We start from the raw sequence: 21,841 nt of genomic DNA, 5'->3' as shown, positions 1-21,841 counted from the left end.
TGGGGTGGTGTGGGGGGTGGTGGCTGTGGTGGTTTGCTTGGGGGGGGGGGCCGGCTTCTGTTTTTTTTTTTTTTGGGGGGGGGGGGGGGGGGGGGGCCCCCCCCCCCCCCCCCACGGCTGGCCCTCGACACCGATGGTGGCGACCGCGGTGATCCTGCTGGGGTGCACGAGCCGAATCGGTTCCCCCGCGTGATCGTCGACAGTCCAGACCTTGACTTGTTAGGAAGGCGGCGCGGAGAACCTGCTGCGCAGCGGCGTGCCGAGCCCGAGCTGTTCGCCGATTCCCAGCAATATCTCCACCGCGGTCTCGGCGCGGTCAATACCCTTGTGCTCCTTACCAGTTCACTGTGTGTGGTATTGGCCGCGCGGGCCATCCGCAGTGAGACGCACCGCCGGCTGGCTCGCCGGTTGACGCTCATCGGCGCCGCCGTCGGCGGGTTGTTCGTGATCATCAAAGCGATCGAGTACCGCGCGGAGCTCTCGGCCGGGATCGAACCGGCCACCAACACCTTCTTCATGTACTACTTCGCGCTCACCGGACTGCATTTGATTCACGTGATCATCGGTCTTGGCGTCTTGGTAGTGCTGTCGCAGCTCGCCCGCAAGCCGGCACCGACCGCATCCCAGTTGATGTTCTTCGAAGGGGGCTGCTGCTTCTGGCACATGGTCGATCTGCTGTGGATAGTCATTTTCCCGCTTGTTTTTCTGGTGAGGTGAGCATGCGCACGGTGGTCAGAACGAGGGCGACAGTTGTCTGGGCGGTACTTGTCGCGCTGACCGTCGCCGCGTGGGCGCTGGGATCGTCGGACGGCGTCGGCGCCGACCAGGTTCCATCGAGCCTCGCGATTTTCGTGGTCGCGGTTTTCAAGGTCCGCCTGGTGGGGCTGTCCTTCATGGAACTGCGAACGGCGCCGACTTCGCTGCGGGCCCTCTTAGAGGGCTACTGCGCGATTCTGCTGAGCCTGTTGGCCGGGTTCTACCTGCTGGGCTGATTCGCCGCCGCGTCCTGCCGGGCCTGGGCCGGGTTGATCCGGCCTTGGTAGTCCCGGCGCGCCAGTTGGTCGGCGTTGCAGGCATTTTCGCCTCCGAGGAGGAGATTCAGTGCTTCGCCGACTCCGCGTGGCAGGAGGCGCTGGGCTGTAAGGAAGGGCCCGGCGATTTTTGGGACGTACACGCGCGGGGCCGACACATCGCGCTCGACGGTGCGGACGACCGCGTCTGCGACGGCGTCGGGTGACACCTCCTTGATGAGCGGGATGCGGCGGGTCGTGCCCGGAACGGGAAGGGAGACGGTCGAATCCAGGCCCGCAACGAGTTCGGTGGCGACGCCGCCGGGCAGGATGGTCGAGATGCGCACGTCCGTCTGGCGGTGCTCCAGCCGGACCGCGTCGGTGAAGGTGATGGCGGCCGCCTTGCAGGCGTTGTAGGTGGCGGTGCCGGGCAGGGCGGCCTGGCCCATGACGGAGCAGATATTGACCACATGCCCCCGCCCGCGCGGAATCATCAGTTCGAGGGCGCGTTTGGTGCCGGTGATGACGCCGAGGACATCGGTTTCCAGGGTGCGCCGGGTGAGTTCGTCGGATTCGTCCAGCAGGGCCCCGATCGGCATGATCCCGGCGTTGTTGACGAGCACGTCGAGAGGCCCGAGTTCGCGGGTCACCGTGTCGAGGAAGGCACGGAACGATGCCGGATCGGCGACATCCAGCCTCGAATAGCAGGAGAGTCCGAGTTCGGTTGCGGCCGTGTGCAGCTGGGTCTGGTTCACGGCTCCGATGGCGACCTTCGCGCCGTGGTCTCGGAAGGCTCGGGCGATGGCGTATCCGATGCCGCGGGAGCCGCCGGTCACCGCTACGACGCGTCCGGTCAGGGAGATCGACATGGTCATCCTTCTTTGCGGGGCAGGTACAGACGGCGCAGCTCGGTGAACGACTGGTCGCACAGCGCCGCCAGCCGGTCCACGTCGGGTACCGCGGCCGGGCAGGCGGTGAAGCAGACCTCCAGCCGGCGGCCGTAGGACAGGCACACCACATTGAGTCCCTGGCCGTTGTAGAGCACGGTCATCGCGTGCAGGCTCACCACCTCGGATCCGTTGAGGTACAGCGGATTCGCAGGTCCGGGGACGTTGGAGACCGGAACATTGAACAGGGGCCGGGCGCGTCCGCCGAGCCGCAGCAGGTGCTCGAGCAGGATCGGGAGGGTGACCAGCAGCGTGTAGGCGGTGAGCGCGGGACCGCGCAGCCGGGACAGTCGCGCCTTCACCGCCCGGGTGGCCGCGACGATCGACTCCAGGCGGTGCCCGGGATCGGCGGTGTCGGTGCCGAGGGCAATGCGCGCCCAGGTGATGGCATTGCCGACGTGCTCGTAGTGGGCGCGGTGCCGGATCGAGATCGGGATATTGGTCACCAGTGGGGTTTCCGGTAGCGCGCGGGATTCCGTGAGATATCCGCGCAGCGCCCCGGAGCAGGCCGCGAGCAGGACATCGTTGATGGTTCCGCCGACGGCCTGGGCCACGGCGCGGAACTCGTCGATCTCGAAAGACCGTGTCGCGATGCGTCGTTCGGCGTCGATGACGGAGTTGAGCGCCGTCCTGGGGCCGGTCCAGGGCCGGGTGGCCGAGCCGGTGGGCGAGACGCGGGCGGCGCGGACCATGGCCGGTATCGATGCGATCAGGTGGCCCGCCGACACGACCGGGCCCAGCACGCGACTCGACCGGCTCGCGGCGGCCTGCCGTACGCCGCGAGGCGGGCGCATCGACCACACAGGCGGTTTCGCCGTCTCGGCCGGATCTTCGGAGAACCACCGCCGCAGCAGTTCGGCCCCGGTCACCCCGTCGGCGATGGCGTGATGCAGCTTGCCGAACACCGCGAAATGATCGTCGTCGAAACCCTCGATGACGTGCACGGTCCACAGCGGGGTCGCGCGATCCAGCGGAATGCCTTGCAGGCGTGAGACGACGTCGAGCAGGCCGTCACCGTCGAGCAGGCTCAGGTAACGCACATGATGGTCGGTGTCGAGTACGTCGACGGATTCCCAGCGTGGCCAGGCGAGCCCGCGTGCGGCCGGTCGCAGCCGGACGTCGTAGGGCGGCGCGGGCGCACGGTGGCTGCGCAGGTTCGCGACGAGCCGGGGTACGAAGTCCTCCTCGCACCCCTCGGGCTTGCGGCAGACGGCAAGCATCGAGGCGTGCATGAGGTTCGAATCGGACTCCAGCCACAGCCAGCCGGCGTCGAACAGGTGCAGCCGGGTGGCGAACGGGTGTGAGCGATGACGTTCCATTCAGTCCCCTCAACTGATTGGTCGACCGATTTCCTCGGTCGGATGACCGCAACAGCCGGAACGTCGTTGTTCAGCAGTGCTCTGTATGAAATTTGATGTCGGAACAGGACGGTGACGCGGCCGTCAGGGCATGGTCCTCACCTGCCCGGCGCGCCGCGCGGCCGTGCGGAGCAGTGCCCCCAGCAGCAGCCGTGTCAACAGTCTCATAGCGAATTCGACGATCCAGGAACGGTTTTCGCACATCGCCGACCAGGTGACAGCGCTGTGGGAGCCGTCGCCGGTCAGCTGGACCTCGGCACGGTAGTGCCGCAGCGGGATGCCGGACAGGGCCTTGTAGGACAGCCGGCACTGCGGCTCGTAGCCGGTGATCTCCTCGCGGACCCCGATGCCGGGCAGGCCGATCCGGCGGACGGCGCCGACGCCGTTGCGCACGGTCCGGCCCGGCCGCTCCAAGTGCGCGCCGAAGCCGGGCAGCCACGTGGACATGCCCTCGTGGTCGGTCAGCACCTCCCAGATCACCGGCACCGGCAGGGTCGTCTCCCGAAACGCGCACACCCTCATGCCCGCACGTTCTCGATCGCGTTGTCGCCGACGTGGTAGGCGGCCAGATCGACCTGGGCGGTGGCGCGGGCGTAGGCGATGTGGGAGCCGGGCCAGACGGCGACGACCTTGCCGGCTTCGGTGTGGTACCAGCCGGGGCATCCGCTGGTGAACACGGTGCCGGACAGGCGGTGCTGGAGTTCCCGGTTGAAGTCGTCCTGGACCTCGCGGCGCACGTCGAGCCACCGGCCCAGCCGGACGCTGATCTCGATGGCCCGGCGCGCGTAGCGGGCCTGCTTCTCCAGCAGGAAGATGATCGTATTGGTGAGGGAGCCGGTGTTCGGGCCGTAGATCATGAACAGATTCGGGTATCCCGACACCGAAATCCCCAGGTACGCTTCGGGACCCGACTTCCATTCGGTGTGCAGCTTGCGGCCGTCGCGTCCGGTGATGTCGATCGGCGCGAGGTATTCGGTGGCGGTGAACCCGGTGCACCACACGATGGCGTCGGCCTCGACGGTCGATCCGTCGGAGAGCACCAGTCCCGAAGGTGTGACGCGCGCAACGGCTTCGGTGTGCACCTCGACGTGGGTTCGGTCCAGCGCCGGGTACCAGTCGTTGGACAGCAGCACCCGGTTGCAGCCGACCTTGTAGTCGGGCGTCACCTTGCGCCGCAGGTCCGGGTCGGAGATCTCGCGGCGAATCTTGAATCGCAGCCAGGCGTGCATGGCCCCGCGCAGCGGGTCGAACCAGTTGTGGATCAGTGGAACCCGCGCCTCGTACCACAGCCATTCCATGTTGTGCTGGGCGCGGGCCAACCCGGGCACGGTGCGCAGCACGCGCCGGATCCACGGCGAGGTCCGATGATTCCATTTGTTGCCGACCCAGTTGGGCGAGCGCTGAATCACGTGCAGTTTTTCGACCCGGTCGACGATGGCGGGCACCAGCTGCACCGCGCTGGCGCCACTGCCCACGACCGCGACCCGTTTGCCGGTCAGATCCACCGAGTCGTCCCACTCGGCGGAGTGGAACTGCTTGCCCGCGAAGGTATCCACGCCATCCAATGACGGGATCTTCGGGCGGGAAAGCTGCCCGGTGGCGCAGATCAACGCGTCGAACCACTGCTGTTCGCCGCCGGCCAGCGTCACCCGCCAGCGCCCGCTGGGCTCGTCGAAGGCGGCGGCGGTCACCTCCGTATTGGACCGGATCTTGTGCGCCACACCGTATTTGACGGAGCACCGCTCGAGGTAGGCCCGGATCTCGGCCTGCGTGCCGAAGCGTTGCGACCACTCCGTCTCCAGCTCGAACGAGTACGAGTAGGTGGGGGAGGGCACATCGCAGGCCGCGCCCGGATAGTGGTTGGCCCGCCATACTCCGCCGACGCCGTCACTCTTCTCGAAGACGGTGTAGTCGGTGATGCCGTGGCGCTCCAGCTCGATCGCCGCGCCCAGGCCGCCGAAGCCGCACCCGATGATCGCGACGGATGGCCGGGCGCCGGTGGATGATTCATTGGTGTTCATGAGAGGTCCAGTTCCTCCAGGATGCGACGTTGCACCTTGCCGGTGGCATTGCGGGGAAGTTCTTCGACGAAGATCACGTCCCGGGGCGTCTTGTAGCGCGCCAGGTTCGCTTTCACGTGCGCTTTGACCGCGTCGGCGTCCAGCTCGGTCTCGGGGCCGCGAACGATGATGGCGCGCAGCCGTTTTCCGAAGTCACGGTCCTCGACCCCGACGACCGCGACATCGGTCACCCCGGGCAGCGCGGCGAGCAGGTTCTCGACCTCGAGCGGGTAGACGTTCTCGCCGCCGGACACGATCATGTCGTCGTCGCGCCCGTCGATGTAGAGCAGTCCGTCGTCGTCGAAATGTCCGACATCGCCGGTCGACATGTAGCCGTCGATGACGCGCTTGTGGCGGCCGTCGGTGTAGCCCTCGAACGGCGCTCCGCTGCGGACGAAGACGCGGCCGATGGTGTGCGGGCCGTCGATGCGCCGGTCCGCGTCGTCGAACAGCACGACCTCGGTGGTGATCGGCGGCCGCCCGACGGTGCCGGGCGCCACCCGCAGCTCGGCCGGCTGGGCGACGGCCGCGATGGCCACCTCGGTGGAGCCGTACAGGTTGTAGAGCACATCGCCGAAGGCGTCGAGGGCGCGCGTCGCCAGATCCGGTGCCAGCGCGGAACCCGCGACGACAATCGCGCGCAGCGACCGCAGGTCGTACCGGGACAGGGTGTGCGCCCCGAGGTCGAGGATGCGGTTGAGCATGGTCGGGACCAGCACCAGCATCTCGGCCCGATGGGCCGCGACCGCCGCCAGGGTTGCCTCGGCGTCGAAGCGGCGCATGGTGATCGCGGTATTGGCCAGCGCGGTGTTCACCGTCCACATACCGAATCCGGTGCTGTGGAACAGCGGCGAGGCGATGACGGCGCTGCCCCGGCGGGGGAACGGGATCCGGTCCACGAAGGTGGCGCTGAGCAGCGGCGAAACCTTCGTTCGCGGAGCGCCTTTCGGCAATCCAGTGGTACCGCTGGTGAGAATGACGAAGCCGCCCGGACGCGGGGGAGGAGGCAGCGGGCGGCGATCGCCGCGGGCGATCAGGTCGTCGATCGTCTCGGACCCGGCCGGGACTTCGTGCCCGTCCTCGACCCAGGTCAGGTACCTCGGCAGCGGCAGTTCCTCGAGCAGGCCGGTGAATTCGCTGTCGTGCAGCACGGCCCGCACCCGCTCCCGGAGCGCGACCTCGAGGAACTGCGGCTTCGCGAAGCCGGTGTTCATCATGGCCAGCCGCAGGCCCGCGCGCCCGGCCGCGCTGATGGCCAGCAGCAGTCCGCGGTGATCACGGGCCAGAACCGCCACCACCGCGCCGGGCCGCAGGCCGGAAGCGGCGAGCGCGGACGCCAGCGCGTTCGACTGTTCGTCGAGCTCCCGGTAGGTCAGGGCGCCGCGCTCGTCGACCACGGCGAGCGCCTCGGGGTGTTCGGCCGCCGCCTTCATGATCAGTGACGCCTGCGGGCCGTAGCACTGGTTGGCGGCCGCCAGCCGCCGCAGCCGATCGGGCCGGGTGAGGTCGATGACGCCGGTCCGGTGCAGCAGCGCCGCCGCGGCGACCTTCTCCACCAGCTGCCGCACCGGGGCAGGGACGGTATCGGGGGTGCGGGTCACCAGCCCCACCTCCGTCGTCCGGTCGCGGCGAGCGCGCGCATAACCCGGCCGAGCACCGCGGCTCCGGTTCCGGTGTAGGGGAACCACAACAGGTAGCGCTGATAGGGCAGCGGTGCCCGGGGCGCGGTGACGGTCTGCGGACGGCAGTAGCGGAGCACGGATTCCGCGCCGCCGAAGCGCCCGCCCAGCCCGGACTGTTTCCAGCCGTCCATGGGCGCGGCGAAGAAGAACACATTGGCGTGCGAGTCGTTGATATTGACCGCGCCGGCCTCCAGCCGGGCGGCGATCGCGCGGCCGCGTCGCACGTCGCGGGTCCATACACTCGCCGACAGGCCGTACTGCGACGAATTGGCCAGTGCGATGGCCTCTTCCGCGTTCTCCACCGGCATCACCGGGATGAGCGGGCCGAAGGTCTCCTCCCGCACGCACGCCATCGTGTGATCGACACCGGTCAGCACCGTCGGCTGTACCCAGCGCGACTCGCGATCGGTGTCGCCGCCGGCGGCGATCCGGGCGCCTGCGGCGGTCGCGTCGTCCAGATGCGCACGCACGATATCGAATTGGTCGTCGGTCACCAGCGGACCGACATCGGCGCCGCGGCGCAGCGAACCGACGTGTGCGGACAGCTCGGAAACGAACTCCGGGTACACGGCCGACTCCACATACACCCGCTCCACCGAGGTGCACATCTGCCCCGCGTTCGCCAGTGCGCCCCACGCGATGCCGCGGGCCGCCAGGTCGAGATCGGCATCCGCCAGCACGATCGCCGGATCCTTGCCGCCCAGCTCGAGCCCGCACGGGACCAGCCGTTCGGCGCACCGCTTCGCGATCGTGGTGCCGACCTCGGTCGACCCTGTGAACTGGATGAAGTCGGCCTCCTCGACCAGCGCCGAGCCACTGGATCCGGGCCCGTGCAGCACCCGGAACACCGGCGGCGCGCCGATCTGCTCCCAGCCCTCGATGGCGCCGATGACGCTGTTCGGGGTCGCCGACGCCGGTTTCACGACCACCGCGGCGCCGGCCAGTAGCGCCGGAATCGCGTCGCACAGCGACAATCCCAGCGGGAAGTTCCACGGCGTGATCACCGCGACGACCGGGTACGGCCGGTGTGCCACGGTGGTCTTCTTCATCAGGTTCAGCAGGTTCGGCGGCGCGGGATGCCCGGTCCGCAACCACTGCCCGGCATGGCGGGCGGAGTACTTGACCAGGTCGACCGGCACCGTGAATTCGATTCGGGCTTCCACCACCGGTTTCCCGGTGTCGGCGGCGAGCGCGGCCACGATGCGTTCCTGGTTGTCGAGCAGCCAGTCGGCCCACCGGCGCAGCCAGCGGGCCCGGGCCTCGACGCCCAGGTTCTCCCAAGCCGGTTGTGCGGCACGAAGTTCCGACACCAGCTTCGGGACGTCGGCAACGTCGGATGTCACGATTGCACCGCCTTCGGTCGTGCCGCGCGGTTGCGATGTCTCGTCATTGAGTCCTCCAGTGGAAAGGCGGCGCACTGAGAATCAGGCTAGGAATCCTGCCGTCCGCGATCCATGGGATCGGCGGCCAGTACTTGTGAATTTCGGCCAGGGCGGTCACCATCGATGCATGACCGAGGCGCTGTTGCCACCGCGCTCGATCGCGAGCGCGGTCATCCTGGCCGACGTCGCCCTCGAACACGGCATGGAACTGGGCGACATCCTGCGCGGAACCGGGATCGACCCGGCCGCGTTGCGCGATGTCGAGGCCGAGATCCAGGCCCGCCAGGAACTCCAGATGGTCGGCAATATCGTGGCGGCCCGCGGCGACGTTCCCGGCCTGGGCCTGCTCGTCGGGAGCCGCTATCACCTTGCGACGCACGGTATCTGGGCCTTCGCTGTGATCAGCTGCGCCACCGTGCGCGCCGCCCTGCGCACCGCCATCTCCCACATGGATATCGGCAGCTCGTTCTTCGGCTGGGGCATCGTCGAACACGAGACGGGCATCGATATCGTCCTCGACACCTCCCGGGTCCCCGAAGCGGTGCGCACCTTCCTCATCGAGCGTGACGTGGCCTGCGTGGCGAGCGCCGATCGCGACGCCTTCGGGCAGCTACGGCCGCTGGATCGCGTCGAACTCGCGTACCCCGAACCCGCGTACGCGGCGATGCACCGAGACCTGCTGGGCTGCGAACCGGTCTTCGACGCCCCGGTGACCCGGCTGACCGTCGGCGCCGACACGCTGGATCTGCCCATGCCGCAAGCCAATCCGTACACCGCGGCACTGGCCGAACGGCAATGCGGCGAACTGCTGCAACGCCGCCGCGAACGCACCGGCCTGGGCGCCCGGGTGCGATCGGCGCTCATCACGTACGGCCCCCACGCCTCCCAGGACGAGGTCGCCGCCGGACTGCGCATGAGCGTGCGCACCCTGCGCCGCCGCCTCGACGAGGAGGGCACCAGCTACCGCGAACTGGTCGACGAAACCAGGCAGATGCTGGCCGAGGAACTACTCAGCATCGGCGCGACCGTCGAGGACGTCGCCGGCCGCCTCGGCTACGCCGACGCCTCCGGCTTCACCCACGCCTTCACCCGCTGGACCGGAACCACCCCGGGCCGCTTCGCCCGCGCCGCGCGCGGTTGACGCACAGCCTCCGACCGCCGTCTTCCGGTGCCCCGGTCGCGAATACATCAGCTGAGCAGGAGATGGACCTGGAGTTCGCCGACCAGGAAGCCGAGGAGGGCACCGACGGTGACCAGCTTCCATTCATCCTGTTTGAAGGCTGGCCGCAGCAGTCCCTCGAACTCGTCGTCGGTCATCAAATCCATTTTGCCGCGCAGCAATTCGGGCAGGTCGAGCACCTGGTTCGCGTATCCGCCCAGGCGGTCGGCGCGTTCCCGCATCCCGGCCACGGCCACCCCGGCGACATCCTGCTGGAAGCGCCGATAGCGTTCGCCGCCGACGGCCAGCACCAGCAGCGGCTGCACGGGCCGGGCGACCTCGGCAACCGAATCCCGAATCTGCTTGTCCACCAAGTAGAGAAAGCGATCCAAGCGCGGACCGGTAAGCAGCGCGTCGAACATCGTGACCGGTGTCAGGACTTCCTCGCCGATCAGCGCCGCGTAGTCGCGGGTGACCTCGGACCTGCGTTTGTGGAACAGGCCCTGCCAGGTGAACAGGCCCAGTACGCGCACCGGCCGGATCGGCCGGAAGATCATCTGCAGGGCCAGCCAATCGGTGAACAAGCCGGTGAACGCGCCGAACAACGGCATGATCCACACCGAATGCGTCAACGCCCAGACCACCGCCTGTACCACTCCGAGGGCCAGCCCGAACGGCAGGCCGATGCGCACGATGAACCGCATCTCATTGCGACCGATCATGCGAATCAACTTGACCGTCATGCGTTTGTCGCGGGTCAGGGCGTCGATGGCCAGTGCCCGCAGATCGAGGACCAGATCGATGTGGTCACCCAGTTCACCGAGGAACTTGTCCAGCACCTCGGGCAGGGTGTCCTCGATCCGGCGCACCACCGCGTCCCGCATTCCGCCGGGCATCGCGTCCCACACGGCCGGATGCAGAATCCGGACGAAGTCCGGCGCGAACTCCTCGACCATCTCGTGCACCGGCTCGCGCAGCTCGTGGACCACCGCCCGGGTGTCCACGCCGGTGAGGATCTCCTTCGGATCCAGGATCCGCGCCAGGGCCAGATCCACCACCATCGACGCCATCCGCGCCGCGTACCGCGGAATGATGCCCTGCCACCCCAGATACGGTGGTATTCCGATGAATTCGATGGGGCGGAACATCATCTCCACCGCCACCAGCTTGGTGCCGTATCCGATCAGCGCCGCGATCGCGGGCATGGCGGCATAGACCGTCGAGTGCTGCGTGACGTCGCGCAGCACCTCGTGCAAGAACCCCAACGCCACTCCCCGCCAATATCCCCTGCGGTGAAATCACTTGGTGGTCAGCGCGGAATCGATGCCGCCGACCTCGGTGATCACCCAGTTGGCGTTCTTGTCGATGGTCAGGCGGTAGGTGGCGGTCGACTGCACGCCGTCGGGGGCCTGCGCGTTCTTGGTGAGGACGCTGACGAAGCAGTCAACGGCGAACTGCCCGTGGGATTCCGAGCGGACCTTGGCCACGATGGGGGTCGAGCTCGAGGTCCACTGCAGCGGAGTGATGATCTGTTCCATGGAGCCCGCGGCCTGCTTGAGCTTGTTCGACAGGTCCGGGGTGGTGTTGGCGGTGAGCTTGGTCTGCCAGGAGTTCAGGTCCTTGAAGTCCATGTTCGCCGCGCCGACGGCGTAGTCGAGTGCGACCTGTTCAGCGTGTGCCCGGTCGGCATCGGCACTGTGCAGTGCGCTGACCTGTTGGGATTTCGAGTGCGCCTGCCAGGCGAAGAACGCGGAACTCGCGACGAGACACGTGATCCCGGCGCCGATCGCGAGTGTCCTGACCTTGATCGTCGGCCCGGCGGCGGCTCGTGGGGGCGTGACCGTCTGCTCGGGCGCGTCCTCGTCGGTCCGGTCTGCTTCCTTCAACATCGGAGTCTCCTTGTGGGTGTGGTTGTACGGCAGCTGTTCTCAGTTGCCGCTGGCTATCGAGACGGGCACGCTGAGTGCGCCGCCCGCGCTGTCGCGGATCGCGGTGTCGAGCAGGTTCGAGACATCGAGGGTCCGGATGGCCGCGGCGCCCGCCCGGATCGCGGGCATGGTGGTGACGGCCAGGACCCGCAGCCCGGGGGCGGCCTTGTCCAGGAACTTCTGCACCTCGTCGATGAACGGGCCCGCGCCCTCGCTGATGCCCTCGGGAAACGGGGCGGTTCGGACGTCGTCGGCGGAATGATTGAGCCAGGTGCCCATATCGACGCCGAACTTGCGGATATCGACCGAGGCGCCCGCGAGGCCGCCCGGCAGCCAGGCGCTGTCGGCCAGCATGGCCTGGAACTTGTCCAGCACCACGGAGAGGTCGTCCTGGCGCGCGGTGACCATCTGCTCGTACAACGACCAGGCGCGGGACAGGTCCACCAGCACGAGTCCGTGGTCGGGGAGCGCGATATCGAGTTCGGAGATGATGGCGCGTAGCTGATCGGGGTGGATCTGTTCCATCAAGCGGGTCAGCCGCGCCGACAGTTCCTGGACGGTGGTCGGCACCGTGACATTCGCGGGCGGCACCGACGCATGGTTCGCCAGATACGGACCGCCCGGTGACGGCGGCAGCACGGCCAGGTAGGGCTCGCCGAGCGCGGACAGGTTGTCGATCCGGAACTTGCTACCGACCGGAATCGCGTAGTCCCCGTTGTACTTCCAGCGCACCTCGACGCCGTTCACGCTCGGGTTCAGGCCGGCGATCTCACCGATCGGCACCCCGCGCAGCAGCACCTTCGATCCGACGGCCAGGCCGACGGTATCCGGCACGGTGAGCGTCGCGTCGCGCGTGTAGGGCGAGGGTTCCAGGCCGAGTCCCAGCACATTCATGTACAGCACCGAACTCGCCGCGATGAGGCAGAGCCCGCCCAGTGACAGGGGAGTGCGCCAATTCATCGCAGGACCCCCAGAATTCGGAGAATATCGGCGAATGCCGGCGTGATGTCGCCGCCGTCGCGGGTGCGGACCGAGTCGACGTTCACCGACGGATTGCGCAGGAAGGGCAGCAGGGTGCCGTTGAGGAAGCCGGACATCGCGGTGAGGTCCGCGGGGACGTTCTCCGCGGTGGAGCGGGCCGCGGTCACGCCCGACGCGAGCGACTCGAGCAGGGGGATCAACCACTGCCCGCCCTGGAAAATGGTGCCGATGGACGGCAGCAGGGTACCGACATACTTCAGCACGCCATCGTTGATCCGGAACCAGTAGTGCACGGCGGGGTCGGAGAGCATGGCCGAGAGCTGGGGCCCGCTCGCATCAACCGACTCCGCTGTGGCGTTCAATTGCGCGAGCAGGCGGTCGATTTCGGAGTTCTGTGCGGCCAGGTCCTGCAGGTCGGTGGACACCGTGCTCGCCATCCGCGAGACGTCGGGCGGGGCCGGCATCACCTTGTTGACTCCGATCAGGGTGTTCTGGACCTTTTGGATGCTGCCGCCGTTGATGAAGTTGGCCAGCACCGCCATGACGTCCTCGAGCTGCGGTGGCGCGGTGGTGTGGGTCGCGGGGATGACCGCGTCCGCGGACAGGTAGCCGGTCGGGGCCGCGTCGTGGCCGTGCTCGAGCCCGACGTAGGTGTCGCCGAGCACGGTGTCCTGCCGGATGATCGCGGTGGTGTCCTCGGGAATCCGGGTGTCCGCCGCGATGCGTGCCCGGACCCGCACCGCCGATCCGGTCAGCTGTGTCGACAGCACTTGACCGATTCGCAGGCCGTCCATCATGACGTTCGCGCGGTCGGGAAGGTTCATGGCACTGGTGAATTCGAGCGTCAGGTCGTATCCGTCGCCGATGCTGGTGCCCGGCAGGGGCACCCGGTTCGGGTCGATCGCGCACGAGCTGCCGGCGAGCACCGTCGAGACCAGCACCGCGGCGGCGAGCACGGCCTTGGGGCCGATCCCGGTCGTCACTTGTTCTCCTTCGCCAGCGTCAGATCCAGCACGTTCGTGCCGTTCACCGTCGGGGGTTGCCAGCGCACGCCATCGCCCTTGGCGGTATTGCCGAGGAACGCGGCCACGCCTGGCAGCACGGCAAGGAATCCGCGAATGTCTTCCGCACGGGTGGCGGCGAAGTGGATGGCGTCGGCCGCGCGGTCGGCCAGCGGCCAGATGTCGCCGCCGTACCGGGCCTGGATCTCGTAGAGCATCTGGATCAGGGGACCCATGCCGCGGATCAGCCCGTCGACGCCGGGCCACGCCCCGTAGGTGAGGCTGGTGACATCGGTCGGCAGCACCTCCGCGATGTGGCGGATGGCGCCCCAGTTCGCCACGGCCTGATCGGTCAGCGGGGCGAGTGCGAAGATGATCGATCCGATATCGCCGACCATGCGGTCGGGGCCGGCCATGGCGCTCTGCGCGTCGATCATCAGCTGATGGGTGTTACCCCCTTGTCCCGCCAGCGCTCTGGACAGTCCATCGACCGCGTCCGCGACCGACCGGTTGTCCCCATCCGGGGCGACGTGATCGATGAAATCGGCTGCGGACCCGGTGATCTCGGACAGGCTCTTGGGGGTCGCGGTGTTCCGCAGCGCAATACAGTTCCCGCGTTCCAGCTTGGCACCCGACCCGTAGCTGCCGACCAGCTCCAGGCTGCGGTCGGCGAGGATGGACTTCGAGCGCGTCACCGCCTTGACATCCGCGGGATAGGAACGCCCGGAGTCCAGCTGGAAGGTGACGCGTACCTGTGCGCCCTGCGGCTCGATGCGGTCGACTTTCCCTACGTGATAACCCATTTGCGTGACCGGGTTGCCGACATAGAGCCCGACGGCGTCGGGCATGAGCGCGCAGTATCCGGAGTCGGCCGAGTGCGTGGAGCGGATCACAGTCACCGCCGTGCCGACCGCGACCGCCGCCGTCAGCGTCACCGCGCCGGCGGTGAAAGCCATTCTCTTCCGGTTCATCTCAGCACGCCCGTCCCGGCACGGGGACACACACCTGAGAAGCCAGCAGCTGCCCGCCGCCGAGCTGTGCGATGCCATCGGGAGTCAGCCAGGCGGCCAGCCGATCGCGCAGTGCGGACAGCCCGCCGATGGTCGGGTCCACGGCGCCCAGGAAATCGCCGAGGGCTTGCTTCGCCTGCGCCACGGCCGCGCGGACATCCTGCTTGTGGTCGAGGAAGTACTGTTCCTCGGGCAACAGCCGCGTCAGCACGTCGCCCACCAACTGATACGACTCGTTGAACCCGGCCCGATAGGTGTTGTAGGTGGCGAGCACCGTTTCGAGATCGCGGAGGAACTGGAACACGAAGTCCCGGTTGCTGTTGAACGCCGTGGTGTACTCCGACGCCAGACTTAGTGTGGTCCGGATCTGATCACGCTGCACGGACATCACCTTGGCCACGCTGTCCAGCCCGGCGACCAAGGAGCCCACCGAGTCGGGGGCGTGCTGCAAACCTGTTGCCAGCTGGGCGATGTCACCGTGCACCGGCGTGCCGTCGGTATTGTCGGTGACCGGGGGGACGTCCTGCAGGACATCCGCGATCGAATACGGCATCGTGACCCGTGACGCCGGAATCACCGTGTCTCCCAAAGGTTTCTCCCCGACGGGGACGATCGATACGTAGTAGCCGCCGACCGCGGTGAGCATGCGGACCTCGACGGTCGAATCGGCACCGACGAAGGCACTCGTGGGGACGTCGGCGTGAATGCGCACCGCGGTCGGCTCCAGCGTCACGCCGGTGACCTTCCCGACCGACACCCCCGCGATCCGGACGTCCTCGCCGCCGCGGATCGAGGCCGCGTCGGTCGTTTCGAATACCACGGGGTGGCGGCCCGGAGGATGGAGGTAGACGACGGTGGTGGTCACCAGGACGGCCACCGTGATACCGACGACCACGGACCCCAGGAGCTTTTCGTCGGATGCGATCCGCCGCAGGGTCCGGCGCATTGCGCGGCGCGTACGGGCGGAACTCATTCGGGCTTGCATATCGTCACCTTGCTGCCGCTGAGGAGGACCTTGACGGTGTCCGGCAGGTCGGCTGCTCCGTGTGAGCAGCCGAGCGCGGATCCCGTACCGGGCGTGGTCAGCCCGGGCACCTGCAGACCTTCGAACGTGTTGGGAAGCAACCGAATCGCCTCGGCCGCCTGATTCATGGACGAGAACGCCGACCCGAGCAGCTTGTCGATGTCGAGATCCTCCTGGAGGCCGAGCTGCGCGATGAGCCGTGCGACCGGCCGCATGAACAGCGGCCCGTAGAGGTCGGTCTTGCGGAATTCGTCGAGCACCGAGTTCGCCGCGAGCACCGTGATGTTCAGGCTGCGCAGAAACTGGATGACATTGGCGGACTTGCCGCCGATCGACGAGTCGATGCGCGACATGTTGTCGACGAGGGTGGAGATCAGCTGCTGGCGGTCGCGCGCCTGGTCGGCGAGCTTGCGCAGGCTGTCGAGCATCGGCGCCAGACCCGTGCCGTCACCTTGCAGCACGGTCAGCGCGTTCTCGGTGAAGGTATTGATCTCCTGCGGGCTCAGGGTTCGCAGCACCGGCTGTAAACCGTTGAACAGCCGGGTGATATCGAACGAGGGCTGGGTCCGGTCGGTCGCCAGATGGGTCACCGGTCCGCCGGCGTCCGCCGGCACGGACAGATCGACATAGCGAATGCCCGTCAGATTCTGGTATTTCACGGCCAGCTGCGCATTGGACGTCAGGTGATAGGGAGAGGCCAGCGACAACGTCACTCGCGCGAGACTGCGTCCGTGGTCACGGATGATCGAGATATCGCGCACCTTGCCGATCTGCAGGCCGCGCATCCGGACATCGGAATCCTGGTGTAGCCCCGAGACATCGGTGAAATCCGCCGTCGCCGTGGCCGTCGTCCCCTCGACCGGCCGGCGGATCGCAGTGATCACCAGCGACAGCAGGACGAACGCGACCACGGCGGCGATCCCGAGCCGGATGAGGTAGCCGGTGATGATGCGGCGATGATTCATCGGCCTGCCCCCGGCGCCGCGGGCAGCATGCCCAGGGGAGCCGCGAGCGCGGGCAGCCGGTCCAGCACCACACGCAATTGCAGTGTGCGCGTGGCGCCGGCGCCGGAGAACGCGCGGTCGTACTGGTCCACCAGGGTTTGCAGCTTCCCGGCCAGGCTGCCGTTGGCGAGCACGCCGGGAATGGTGTCGGTGATCTCCTGCACGGCCTTCACGACCGGGGTGAGTTCGTCACCATGCGAGGCGAGCAGCTTTCCGGCCGCGCCGAACAGGCTTCCGCTGGCCAGGCCGAGTCCGGCGGAAGCGTGGTCGAGGAGGGGATCGTTGGTCCCCAGACTGCCGTCGGGGAGGTGGTGATAGTCGAGGTCGTAGACGCCGTAGAGCCCCGCGGTGGTTTCGCGCAGGAATACGGGCAGCACGTCGGCCACGTCGTTGAACGCGCTCAGCGATGAACTCGGCAGTGCCCGCTGGGTTTTCGCGATGCGATCGGCCAGCACGATGCCGGTGCGGATCATCGGGTTCAGGCCGTCGGTGTAGCGCACCACCTTGTCGAGGGTGGTCATCATCTCCTGTGTCAGTGTCCCGTCGACCACCAGCGACCCTCGTTCGATCATGGTCGACATCGAGTAGTCGCCCAGTGGATTCCGGCGCAGCAGCAGGCCCGTAGTCAGCTGCCGTCCGCCCGTGCCCCCGATGAGATTGACGGCGGTGACGCCGAAATAGTTCTCGGGCCGGTAGTCGATATCGAAAGCGTCGGTCAGCCCGGAGATCCGGCTCGATTGCAACGCCACGGTGAGCCGCACTCGCTCGCCGTCGATCCGGTCGAGCGCGGTGATCGTGCCGACCGGTACGCCGTGCAGCATCACGTGCGTTCCCGACGAGATGCCCGGAGCCACATACGGTGTGTCTATGCGCATGACGACCAGACCGTCGTCGCGATCGAGCCGGTGCACGACGATACCGAGCACGGCCAGCATCACCGTCACTGTGACGACGACGGCGGCGGCCAGGGACAGTGCGCGGCGCTGGGTGCGGTCGGTGCCGCGGATGAAGTCCTGATGCATGGGTCAGCCCTTGAACTCCATGACGGGGCTCAGGCCCCAAATCGATACGGACAGAATGAAATTGAGAGTCACGATGAGAATCAGGCTCATCCGGATCGCCCGCCCGGACGCCGATCCGACCCCGGCGGGCCCGCCCTCGGCGAAGTAGCCGAAATAGCAGTGCACGAAGGTGACGGCAATGCAGAACACGACGGCCTTCAGCAGGGAGAACGCCACTTCGCCCACGTCGAGGAACTGCCCGAAGTAGTGGTCGTAGGTGCCCGGCGCCTCGTGCCGGAACAGTTTGACGACCGTCCCGCCGGTCACGAAGCTGACCACCAGGGCCAGCAGATAGGACGGGATGACGCACAGCATCCCGCCGATCAGCCGGGTGCCCACCACGAACGGAATCGCCTGCAGGCCGAGCGCTTCGGTGGCATCGATCTCCTCGGAGATGCGCATGGCGCCGATCTCGGCCGTCATCCGGCATCCGGCCTGGGCGGCGAAGCCGATGCCGGTGAGAATGGGCGCGATCTCGCGAATATTGGCGAACGAGCCGATAATGCCGCTCAGCGCGCCGAACCCGAGCAGGTTGAGCGCGTCGTAGGCCTGGATCGCGATGGCGATGCCGACCGAGAGTCCGAGCAGCAGCATCAGGCTCACCACGCCGCCGTCGACGACCAGTGAGCCGCGCCCCCAGGCCATGCTGTGCATGGTCTTGAGTGTCTGATGCCGGTACATCCGCACGGTCTTCGGCAGCAGATAGGTCGTCTTGGCGACGAACAGTGCGCCACGGCCGATTTCGGTGCAGAACTGCGCGGCGCCATGGCGGACGGGGCGTAGCGCGGCGGTGATCCGGGGAGCCGGGGTGTACTTCGTAGCGGTCATCGTCACGACACCTGGGCGGGGAAGAACATCGACTGGAACTGTGTGAACAACAGATTGGTGAGGAAGATGGCCACCACGCTGAGCACGACCGAGGCATTGACCGCGTCGGCGACGCCGCGGGGACCGCCCTTGGCCTCGAGGCCGCGCAGGCTCGCGACCAGCACCACGATGGCGGCGAACGCTACGGCCTTGGCGATGGCGAAGACCACGTCGGTCACCGTGGCGAAGGCCCCCAGCGACTGCCAGAAGCTGCCCGGCACCAGGCCGTTGACTGAGACGGCGATGAACAACCCGGCGAAGACGCCCGCCGAGATGATGACCGTGCACAGAATCGGCGAGATCAGGATCATGGCCAGGAAGCGCGGCATCACCAGGCGCTCAACAGGATCGATGCCCATGACGCGCATGGCGTCGGTTTCCTCACGGATGGTACGTGAGCCGAGATCCGACGCCACCGCCGAGGCGGCGGCCCCGCTCATGAGCAGGCCCGTCGCCATCGGCGCGCCCTGGCTGATGACGCCCAGCCCGCTGGCCGCGCCGGCCAGCGAGTTCGCGCCCACCTGGCCCATGAGCCCGCCGACCTGGACCGACACCTCGGCGCCGATCGGGATCGCCATGAGCAGGGCCGGCAGCGCGGTGACCTTCAGCAGCGTCCACGTCTGCGTGAGCAATTCGGTGAGCGGAAGCCGGCCGCGCACGATGTCGACCGCGCTGTAGGCGAGGACGGCGGCGGCGAGCTGTGCGGTTCGGCCGATGGTTCCGAGGCTCCGTTCGGCCTTGGTGGTGAAGAACTGTACGAGCGGCGTCGCTGCCGTATCACTCATTCGGTGGCACCTTGCTGGCTGTTCGCGGATGGAGATGCCTCGAGGCGGCGGGTCTCCGAGCGTCGAGAGTGGGGACACACCCGGGACTCAACTGTGTCGGCGGTCACCCGAGGTGGCGATCACGATGCCACACCGCGACCGATGGGCGCAAGCAAATGCGCACAAGTTACATGTAGTTGCTACGCATATGCGTTTAAATTGCACGGCAATACTCTTATTTGCGTCGGATCACACCAGTATCTCCTGCGCATTCATATCGGTCAGTCGTCCGATACCGAGATGGCCAGGCTCGGGCAGGCTGCCGCGGCGAGCTCGGCCAGTGGTCGCTGATCCTCGGTCGGGTCGGCGGTGAGGATCGTCGTGCCGTTCTCGTCGAAGTCGAACAGTCCTTCCGAGACGGCGATGCATTGCCCGTGGCCGTCGCAGAGTGAGCGGTCGATCGAGATTTCCATGAGTTCTCCCTGCTGGGTCGGTGGTGATACAAATGTTATTGAAACAGCATATTCAGTAACATGGAAGGGCCTCATGAACACTTCGACCCGACCGCTGCGCGTGGCTGTCGTGGGCGCCGGACCCGCCGGCATCTACGCCGCCGACGCGCTGATGAGGTCCGACGCCTCGGTGAGCATCGACCTCTACGAGCGCATGCCCGCGCCCTTCGGGCTGCTGCGCTACGGTGTCGCGCCCGACCATTCGCGGATCAAGGCCATCGTGGCCGCGCTGCACAAGCTGCTCGACAAGCCACAGGTGCGGCTGCTCGGCAATATCGACGTCGGCGTCGACATCACGCTCGGCGACCTGCGGTCGTTCTACGACGCGGTGGTCTATGCCACGGGCGCGAATTCCGATCGGGCGCTGCCCATCCCGGGCATCGACCTCGAATGTTCTTACGGTGCTGCGGATTTCGTCTCCTGGTACGACGGCCATCCCGATGTGCCGCGCACCTGGCCGCTGGACGCGAAGAAGGTCGCTGTTCTCGGGGTCGGCAATGTGGCCCTCGATGTCGCCCGGATCCTGGCAAAGAGTGCCGAGGAGCTGCTCCCGACGGAAATCCCGCCGAATGTCCACGCGGGCTTGTGTGCGAATCAGGCCGTCGAAGTGCACGTCTTCGGCCGTCGCGGTCCCGCCCACGCCAAATTCACCCCACTCGAGCTGCGCGAGCTCGATCATTCCCCGACCATCGAGGTCATCGTGGACCCGGCCGACCTCGTGTACGACGAGGCCGCCCTCGCGTTGCGGCGGAGTTCCAAACAGGTGGATCTCATCTGCAACACACTCGAGCAGTGGGCGGCGCGGGAACCCGGCGACCGGCCGCATCGGCTGTACCTGCACTTCTGCGAGAACCCGGTCGAGATCCTGGGTGACGGGGACGGCCGCGTCCGGGCGCTGCGGACCGAACGGACCCGGCCCGGCGGTGCCGAAGTCGTTGCGGCAGAGGCGAATCAAGCCGAGTGGGAGGTGCAGGCCGTCTATCGGGCCATCGGCTATCTGTCCGAACCTGTGGCGGGGGTGCCGTTCGACGAAGGCGCGGGCGTCATTCCCAACGAGGCGGGCCGGGTGCTCGCCGACCCCGGCGCCGACGCCCCCGAACGGCGGTATCTGCCCGGTGTCTATGTCACCGGATGGATCAAACGGGGTCCGGTGGGACTCATCGGGCACACCAAAGGTGATGCGAGCGAGACGATTTCGTCGTTGCTCGCCGATGTGGACCGTTTCGTCCGGCCCGAGCAGCCACAGCCCGAGGCGGTTGTCGCGCTCCTCGAGGGCCGGGGTATCGCCTTCACCACCTGGTACGGCTGGCAGCTGCTCGACGCCTATGAGCGGGACCTGGGCGCCGACGAAGGGCGGGAGCGGGTCAAGGTCGTCGAGCGCGACGTCATGGTCGCGGTCAGCCGGTCGTCCGCCGGGGCCGGAGATTGTCGTGTCAGTATCGAACCATGATGTCGGCCGATACCCGCAGCGCCCTCGAGTCCTTCCTCGCCATTGCCGAAGGCGGCGAGGTCAAGGTGCCCGAGAGCCGGACCGATATCGCCATCCTCGCCGCGGCGGCGGCGGTGATCAGCGAGAACGGTGAACGCAATCTCACCATCGACGCGGTGGCCGAACGGGCCGGATTCACCCGGATGACCGTCTTCCGGCGCTTCGGCAGCCGGGAACGGCTGGTGCAGGCGACCTACGCCCACGAACTGCGCACCGTGCTCGATCGGATCGCGACCGCGGCGGACTCGGCGCACAACCGGCTCGATCGTGCCGAAACCGTCGTCCGGCAGCTGATCTCCGTGGCCCAGGGCAATTCGATCTTCCAGCGGCTGGCTCAGGTCGAGCCGGCGGCGATCGTGAACGCGTGGCGCGGGACCGAGCTCGACGGCCAGGCCTGGGGCGCGGGATTGATCTCGCACCTGTTGCAGGACGAGCAGCTCGATGATCCGCTGGCGGCCGACGAGGCGGACTTCGTGGGTGACGTCCTGATGCGACTGGTCGTGTCGCTGCTGCTGGCGCCGGTCGCGCCGACTCATCCGGTGGCCTCCGACCAGCGGGCCTTCGTGCGCAAGATCGTCGAACGCGTGTTGCCGCACTAGCCA

Annotated in this window: 22 protein-coding genes; 5 read left to right on the top strand and 17 right to left on the bottom strand. The window is 67.5% G+C overall.

Annotated features, from left to right (window positions below; translation table 11 throughout):
- Positions 1–189: 189 nt before the first annotated feature.
- Positions 190–717 (top strand): cytochrome c oxidase subunit 3, encoded by a 528-nt coding sequence (locus tag ACWEQQ_RS43210; protein WP_452352331.1) that lies wholly within the window; start codon positions 190–192, stop codon positions 715–717.
- Between the two features lie 2 nt (positions 718–719).
- Complete coding sequence (locus tag ACWEQQ_RS43205) at positions 720–992, top strand: cytochrome C oxidase subunit IV family protein (protein ID WP_452352330.1); 273 nt, start codon at positions 720–722, stop codon at positions 990–992.
- Here ACWEQQ_RS43205 and ACWEQQ_RS43200 read toward each other — a convergent pair.
- The 6 genes from ACWEQQ_RS43200 to ACWEQQ_RS43175 all read right to left on the bottom strand — a co-directional run bounded on the left by ACWEQQ_RS43200 (position 977) and on the right by ACWEQQ_RS43175 (position 8,475).
- Entirely contained in the window at positions 977–1,879 is a 903-nt protein-coding gene (locus tag ACWEQQ_RS43200; protein ID WP_452352329.1) for an SDR family oxidoreductase, read from the bottom strand. The two genes, ACWEQQ_RS43205 and ACWEQQ_RS43200, sit on opposite strands and share 16 nt — an antisense overlap.
- 2 nt (positions 1,880–1,881) lie before the next feature.
- Complete coding sequence (locus ACWEQQ_RS43195; protein ID WP_452352328.1) at positions 1,882–3,276, bottom strand: wax ester/triacylglycerol synthase family O-acyltransferase; 1,395 nt, start codon at positions 3,274–3,276, stop codon at positions 1,882–1,884.
- Between the two features lie 123 nt (positions 3,277–3,399).
- Positions 3,400–3,837: an SRPBCC family protein gene (locus ACWEQQ_RS43190; RefSeq protein ID WP_452352327.1), complete on the bottom strand. Its 438-nt coding sequence runs from the start codon at positions 3,835–3,837 to the stop codon at positions 3,400–3,402.
- On the bottom strand, positions 3,834–5,336 hold the full coding sequence (locus tag ACWEQQ_RS43185) for a flavin-containing monooxygenase (protein ID WP_452352326.1): 1,503 nt from the start codon (positions 5,334–5,336) through the stop codon (positions 3,834–3,836). Before ACWEQQ_RS43185 ends, ACWEQQ_RS43190 begins: the two co-directional genes overlap by 4 nt.
- Positions 5,333–6,976: an AMP-binding protein gene (locus tag ACWEQQ_RS43180; RefSeq protein WP_452352325.1), complete on the bottom strand. Its 1,644-nt coding sequence runs from the start codon at positions 6,974–6,976 to the stop codon at positions 5,333–5,335. Before ACWEQQ_RS43180 ends, ACWEQQ_RS43185 begins: the two co-directional genes overlap by 4 nt.
- Positions 6,973–8,475: an aldehyde dehydrogenase family protein gene (locus ACWEQQ_RS43175; RefSeq protein ID WP_452352324.1), complete on the bottom strand. Its 1,503-nt coding sequence runs from the start codon at positions 8,473–8,475 to the stop codon at positions 6,973–6,975. The genes ACWEQQ_RS43180 and ACWEQQ_RS43175 overlap by 4 nt, the downstream gene beginning before the upstream one ends.
- Positions 8,476–8,566: 91 nt before the next feature.
- Here ACWEQQ_RS43175 and ACWEQQ_RS43170 point away from each other — a divergent pair, with 91 nt between their 5' ends.
- Entirely contained in the window at positions 8,567–9,580 is a 1,014-nt protein-coding gene (locus tag ACWEQQ_RS43170; protein ID WP_452352323.1) for an AraC family transcriptional regulator, read from the top strand.
- Between the two features lie 47 nt (positions 9,581–9,627).
- On the opposite strand, the gene ACWEQQ_RS43165 is transcribed toward ACWEQQ_RS43170, so the two are convergent.
- The 11 genes from ACWEQQ_RS43165 to ACWEQQ_RS43115 all read right to left on the bottom strand — a co-directional run bounded on the left by ACWEQQ_RS43165 (position 9,628) and on the right by ACWEQQ_RS43115 (position 19,711).
- Positions 9,628–10,863 (bottom strand): DUF445 domain-containing protein, encoded by a 1,236-nt coding sequence (locus ACWEQQ_RS43165; RefSeq protein WP_452352322.1) that lies wholly within the window; start codon positions 10,861–10,863, stop codon positions 9,628–9,630.
- 33 nt (positions 10,864–10,896) lie between these two features.
- The gene (locus ACWEQQ_RS43160) at positions 10,897–11,487 is read right to left on the bottom strand and encodes a hypothetical protein (protein WP_452352321.1); all 591 of its coding nucleotides are present in this window, start codon (positions 11,485–11,487) and stop codon (positions 10,897–10,899) included.
- 39 nt (positions 11,488–11,526) lie between these two features.
- Positions 11,527–12,486, bottom strand: coding sequence for an MlaD family protein (locus ACWEQQ_RS43155; RefSeq protein ID WP_452352320.1), 960 nt, complete (start codon positions 12,484–12,486; stop codon positions 11,527–11,529).
- Positions 12,483–13,490, bottom strand: a complete 1,008-nt coding sequence (locus ACWEQQ_RS43150; protein ID WP_452352319.1) for an MlaD family protein — start codon at positions 13,488–13,490, stop codon at positions 12,483–12,485. The genes ACWEQQ_RS43155 and ACWEQQ_RS43150 overlap by 4 nt, the downstream gene beginning before the upstream one ends.
- A complete protein-coding gene (locus tag ACWEQQ_RS43145) occupies positions 13,487–14,464 on the bottom strand; it encodes an MlaD family protein (RefSeq protein ID WP_452352318.1) in 978 nt (325 codons plus the stop codon). Before ACWEQQ_RS43145 ends, ACWEQQ_RS43150 begins: the two co-directional genes overlap by 4 nt.
- Before the next feature lie 16 nt (positions 14,465–14,480).
- On the bottom strand, positions 14,481–15,491 hold the full coding sequence (locus tag ACWEQQ_RS43140; protein ID WP_452352317.1) for an MlaD family protein: 1,011 nt from the start codon (positions 15,489–15,491) through the stop codon (positions 14,481–14,483).
- Entirely contained in the window at positions 15,488–16,507 is a 1,020-nt protein-coding gene (locus ACWEQQ_RS43135; RefSeq protein ID WP_452352316.1) for an MlaD family protein, read from the bottom strand. Before ACWEQQ_RS43135 ends, ACWEQQ_RS43140 begins: the two co-directional genes overlap by 4 nt.
- Positions 16,504–17,568 carry an MlaD family protein gene (locus tag ACWEQQ_RS43130; protein ID WP_452352315.1) on the bottom strand — a complete coding sequence of 355 codons (1,065 nt, stop codon included), beginning with the start codon at positions 17,566–17,568 and terminating at the stop codon, positions 16,504–16,506. The genes ACWEQQ_RS43135 and ACWEQQ_RS43130 overlap by 4 nt, the downstream gene beginning before the upstream one ends.
- A 3-nt stretch (positions 17,569–17,571) precedes the next feature.
- Positions 17,572–18,435 carry an ABC transporter permease gene (locus ACWEQQ_RS43125; RefSeq protein ID WP_452352314.1) on the bottom strand — a complete coding sequence of 288 codons (864 nt, stop codon included), beginning with the start codon at positions 18,433–18,435 and terminating at the stop codon, positions 17,572–17,574.
- Between the two features lie 2 nt (positions 18,436–18,437).
- A complete protein-coding gene (locus tag ACWEQQ_RS43120; protein ID WP_452352313.1) occupies positions 18,438–19,259 on the bottom strand; it encodes an MlaE family ABC transporter permease in 822 nt (273 codons plus the stop codon).
- A 260-nt stretch (positions 19,260–19,519) separates the two neighbouring features.
- Positions 19,520–19,711, bottom strand: coding sequence for a ferredoxin (locus ACWEQQ_RS43115; RefSeq protein WP_452352312.1), 192 nt, complete (start codon positions 19,709–19,711; stop codon positions 19,520–19,522).
- Positions 19,712–19,784: 73 nt separating this feature from the next.
- Between ACWEQQ_RS43115 and ACWEQQ_RS43110 the strand changes: the two genes are divergently transcribed.
- Together ACWEQQ_RS43110 and ACWEQQ_RS43105 are read left to right on the top strand one after the other, a co-directional pair.
- On the top strand, positions 19,785–21,200 hold the full coding sequence (locus ACWEQQ_RS43110) for an FAD-dependent oxidoreductase (protein ID WP_452352311.1): 1,416 nt from the start codon (positions 19,785–19,787) through the stop codon (positions 21,198–21,200).
- Positions 21,197–21,838, top strand: coding sequence for a TetR/AcrR family transcriptional regulator (locus ACWEQQ_RS43105; protein ID WP_452352310.1), 642 nt, complete (start codon positions 21,197–21,199; stop codon positions 21,836–21,838). The genes ACWEQQ_RS43110 and ACWEQQ_RS43105 overlap by 4 nt, the downstream gene beginning before the upstream one ends.
- Positions 21,839–21,841 lie beyond the last annotated feature (3 nt).

The organism is Nocardia sp. NPDC004123 (assembly GCF_053603795.1).
Note: the sequence above shows the minus strand (reverse complement) of the source record. Positions and strands in the feature narration are given on the sequence as shown.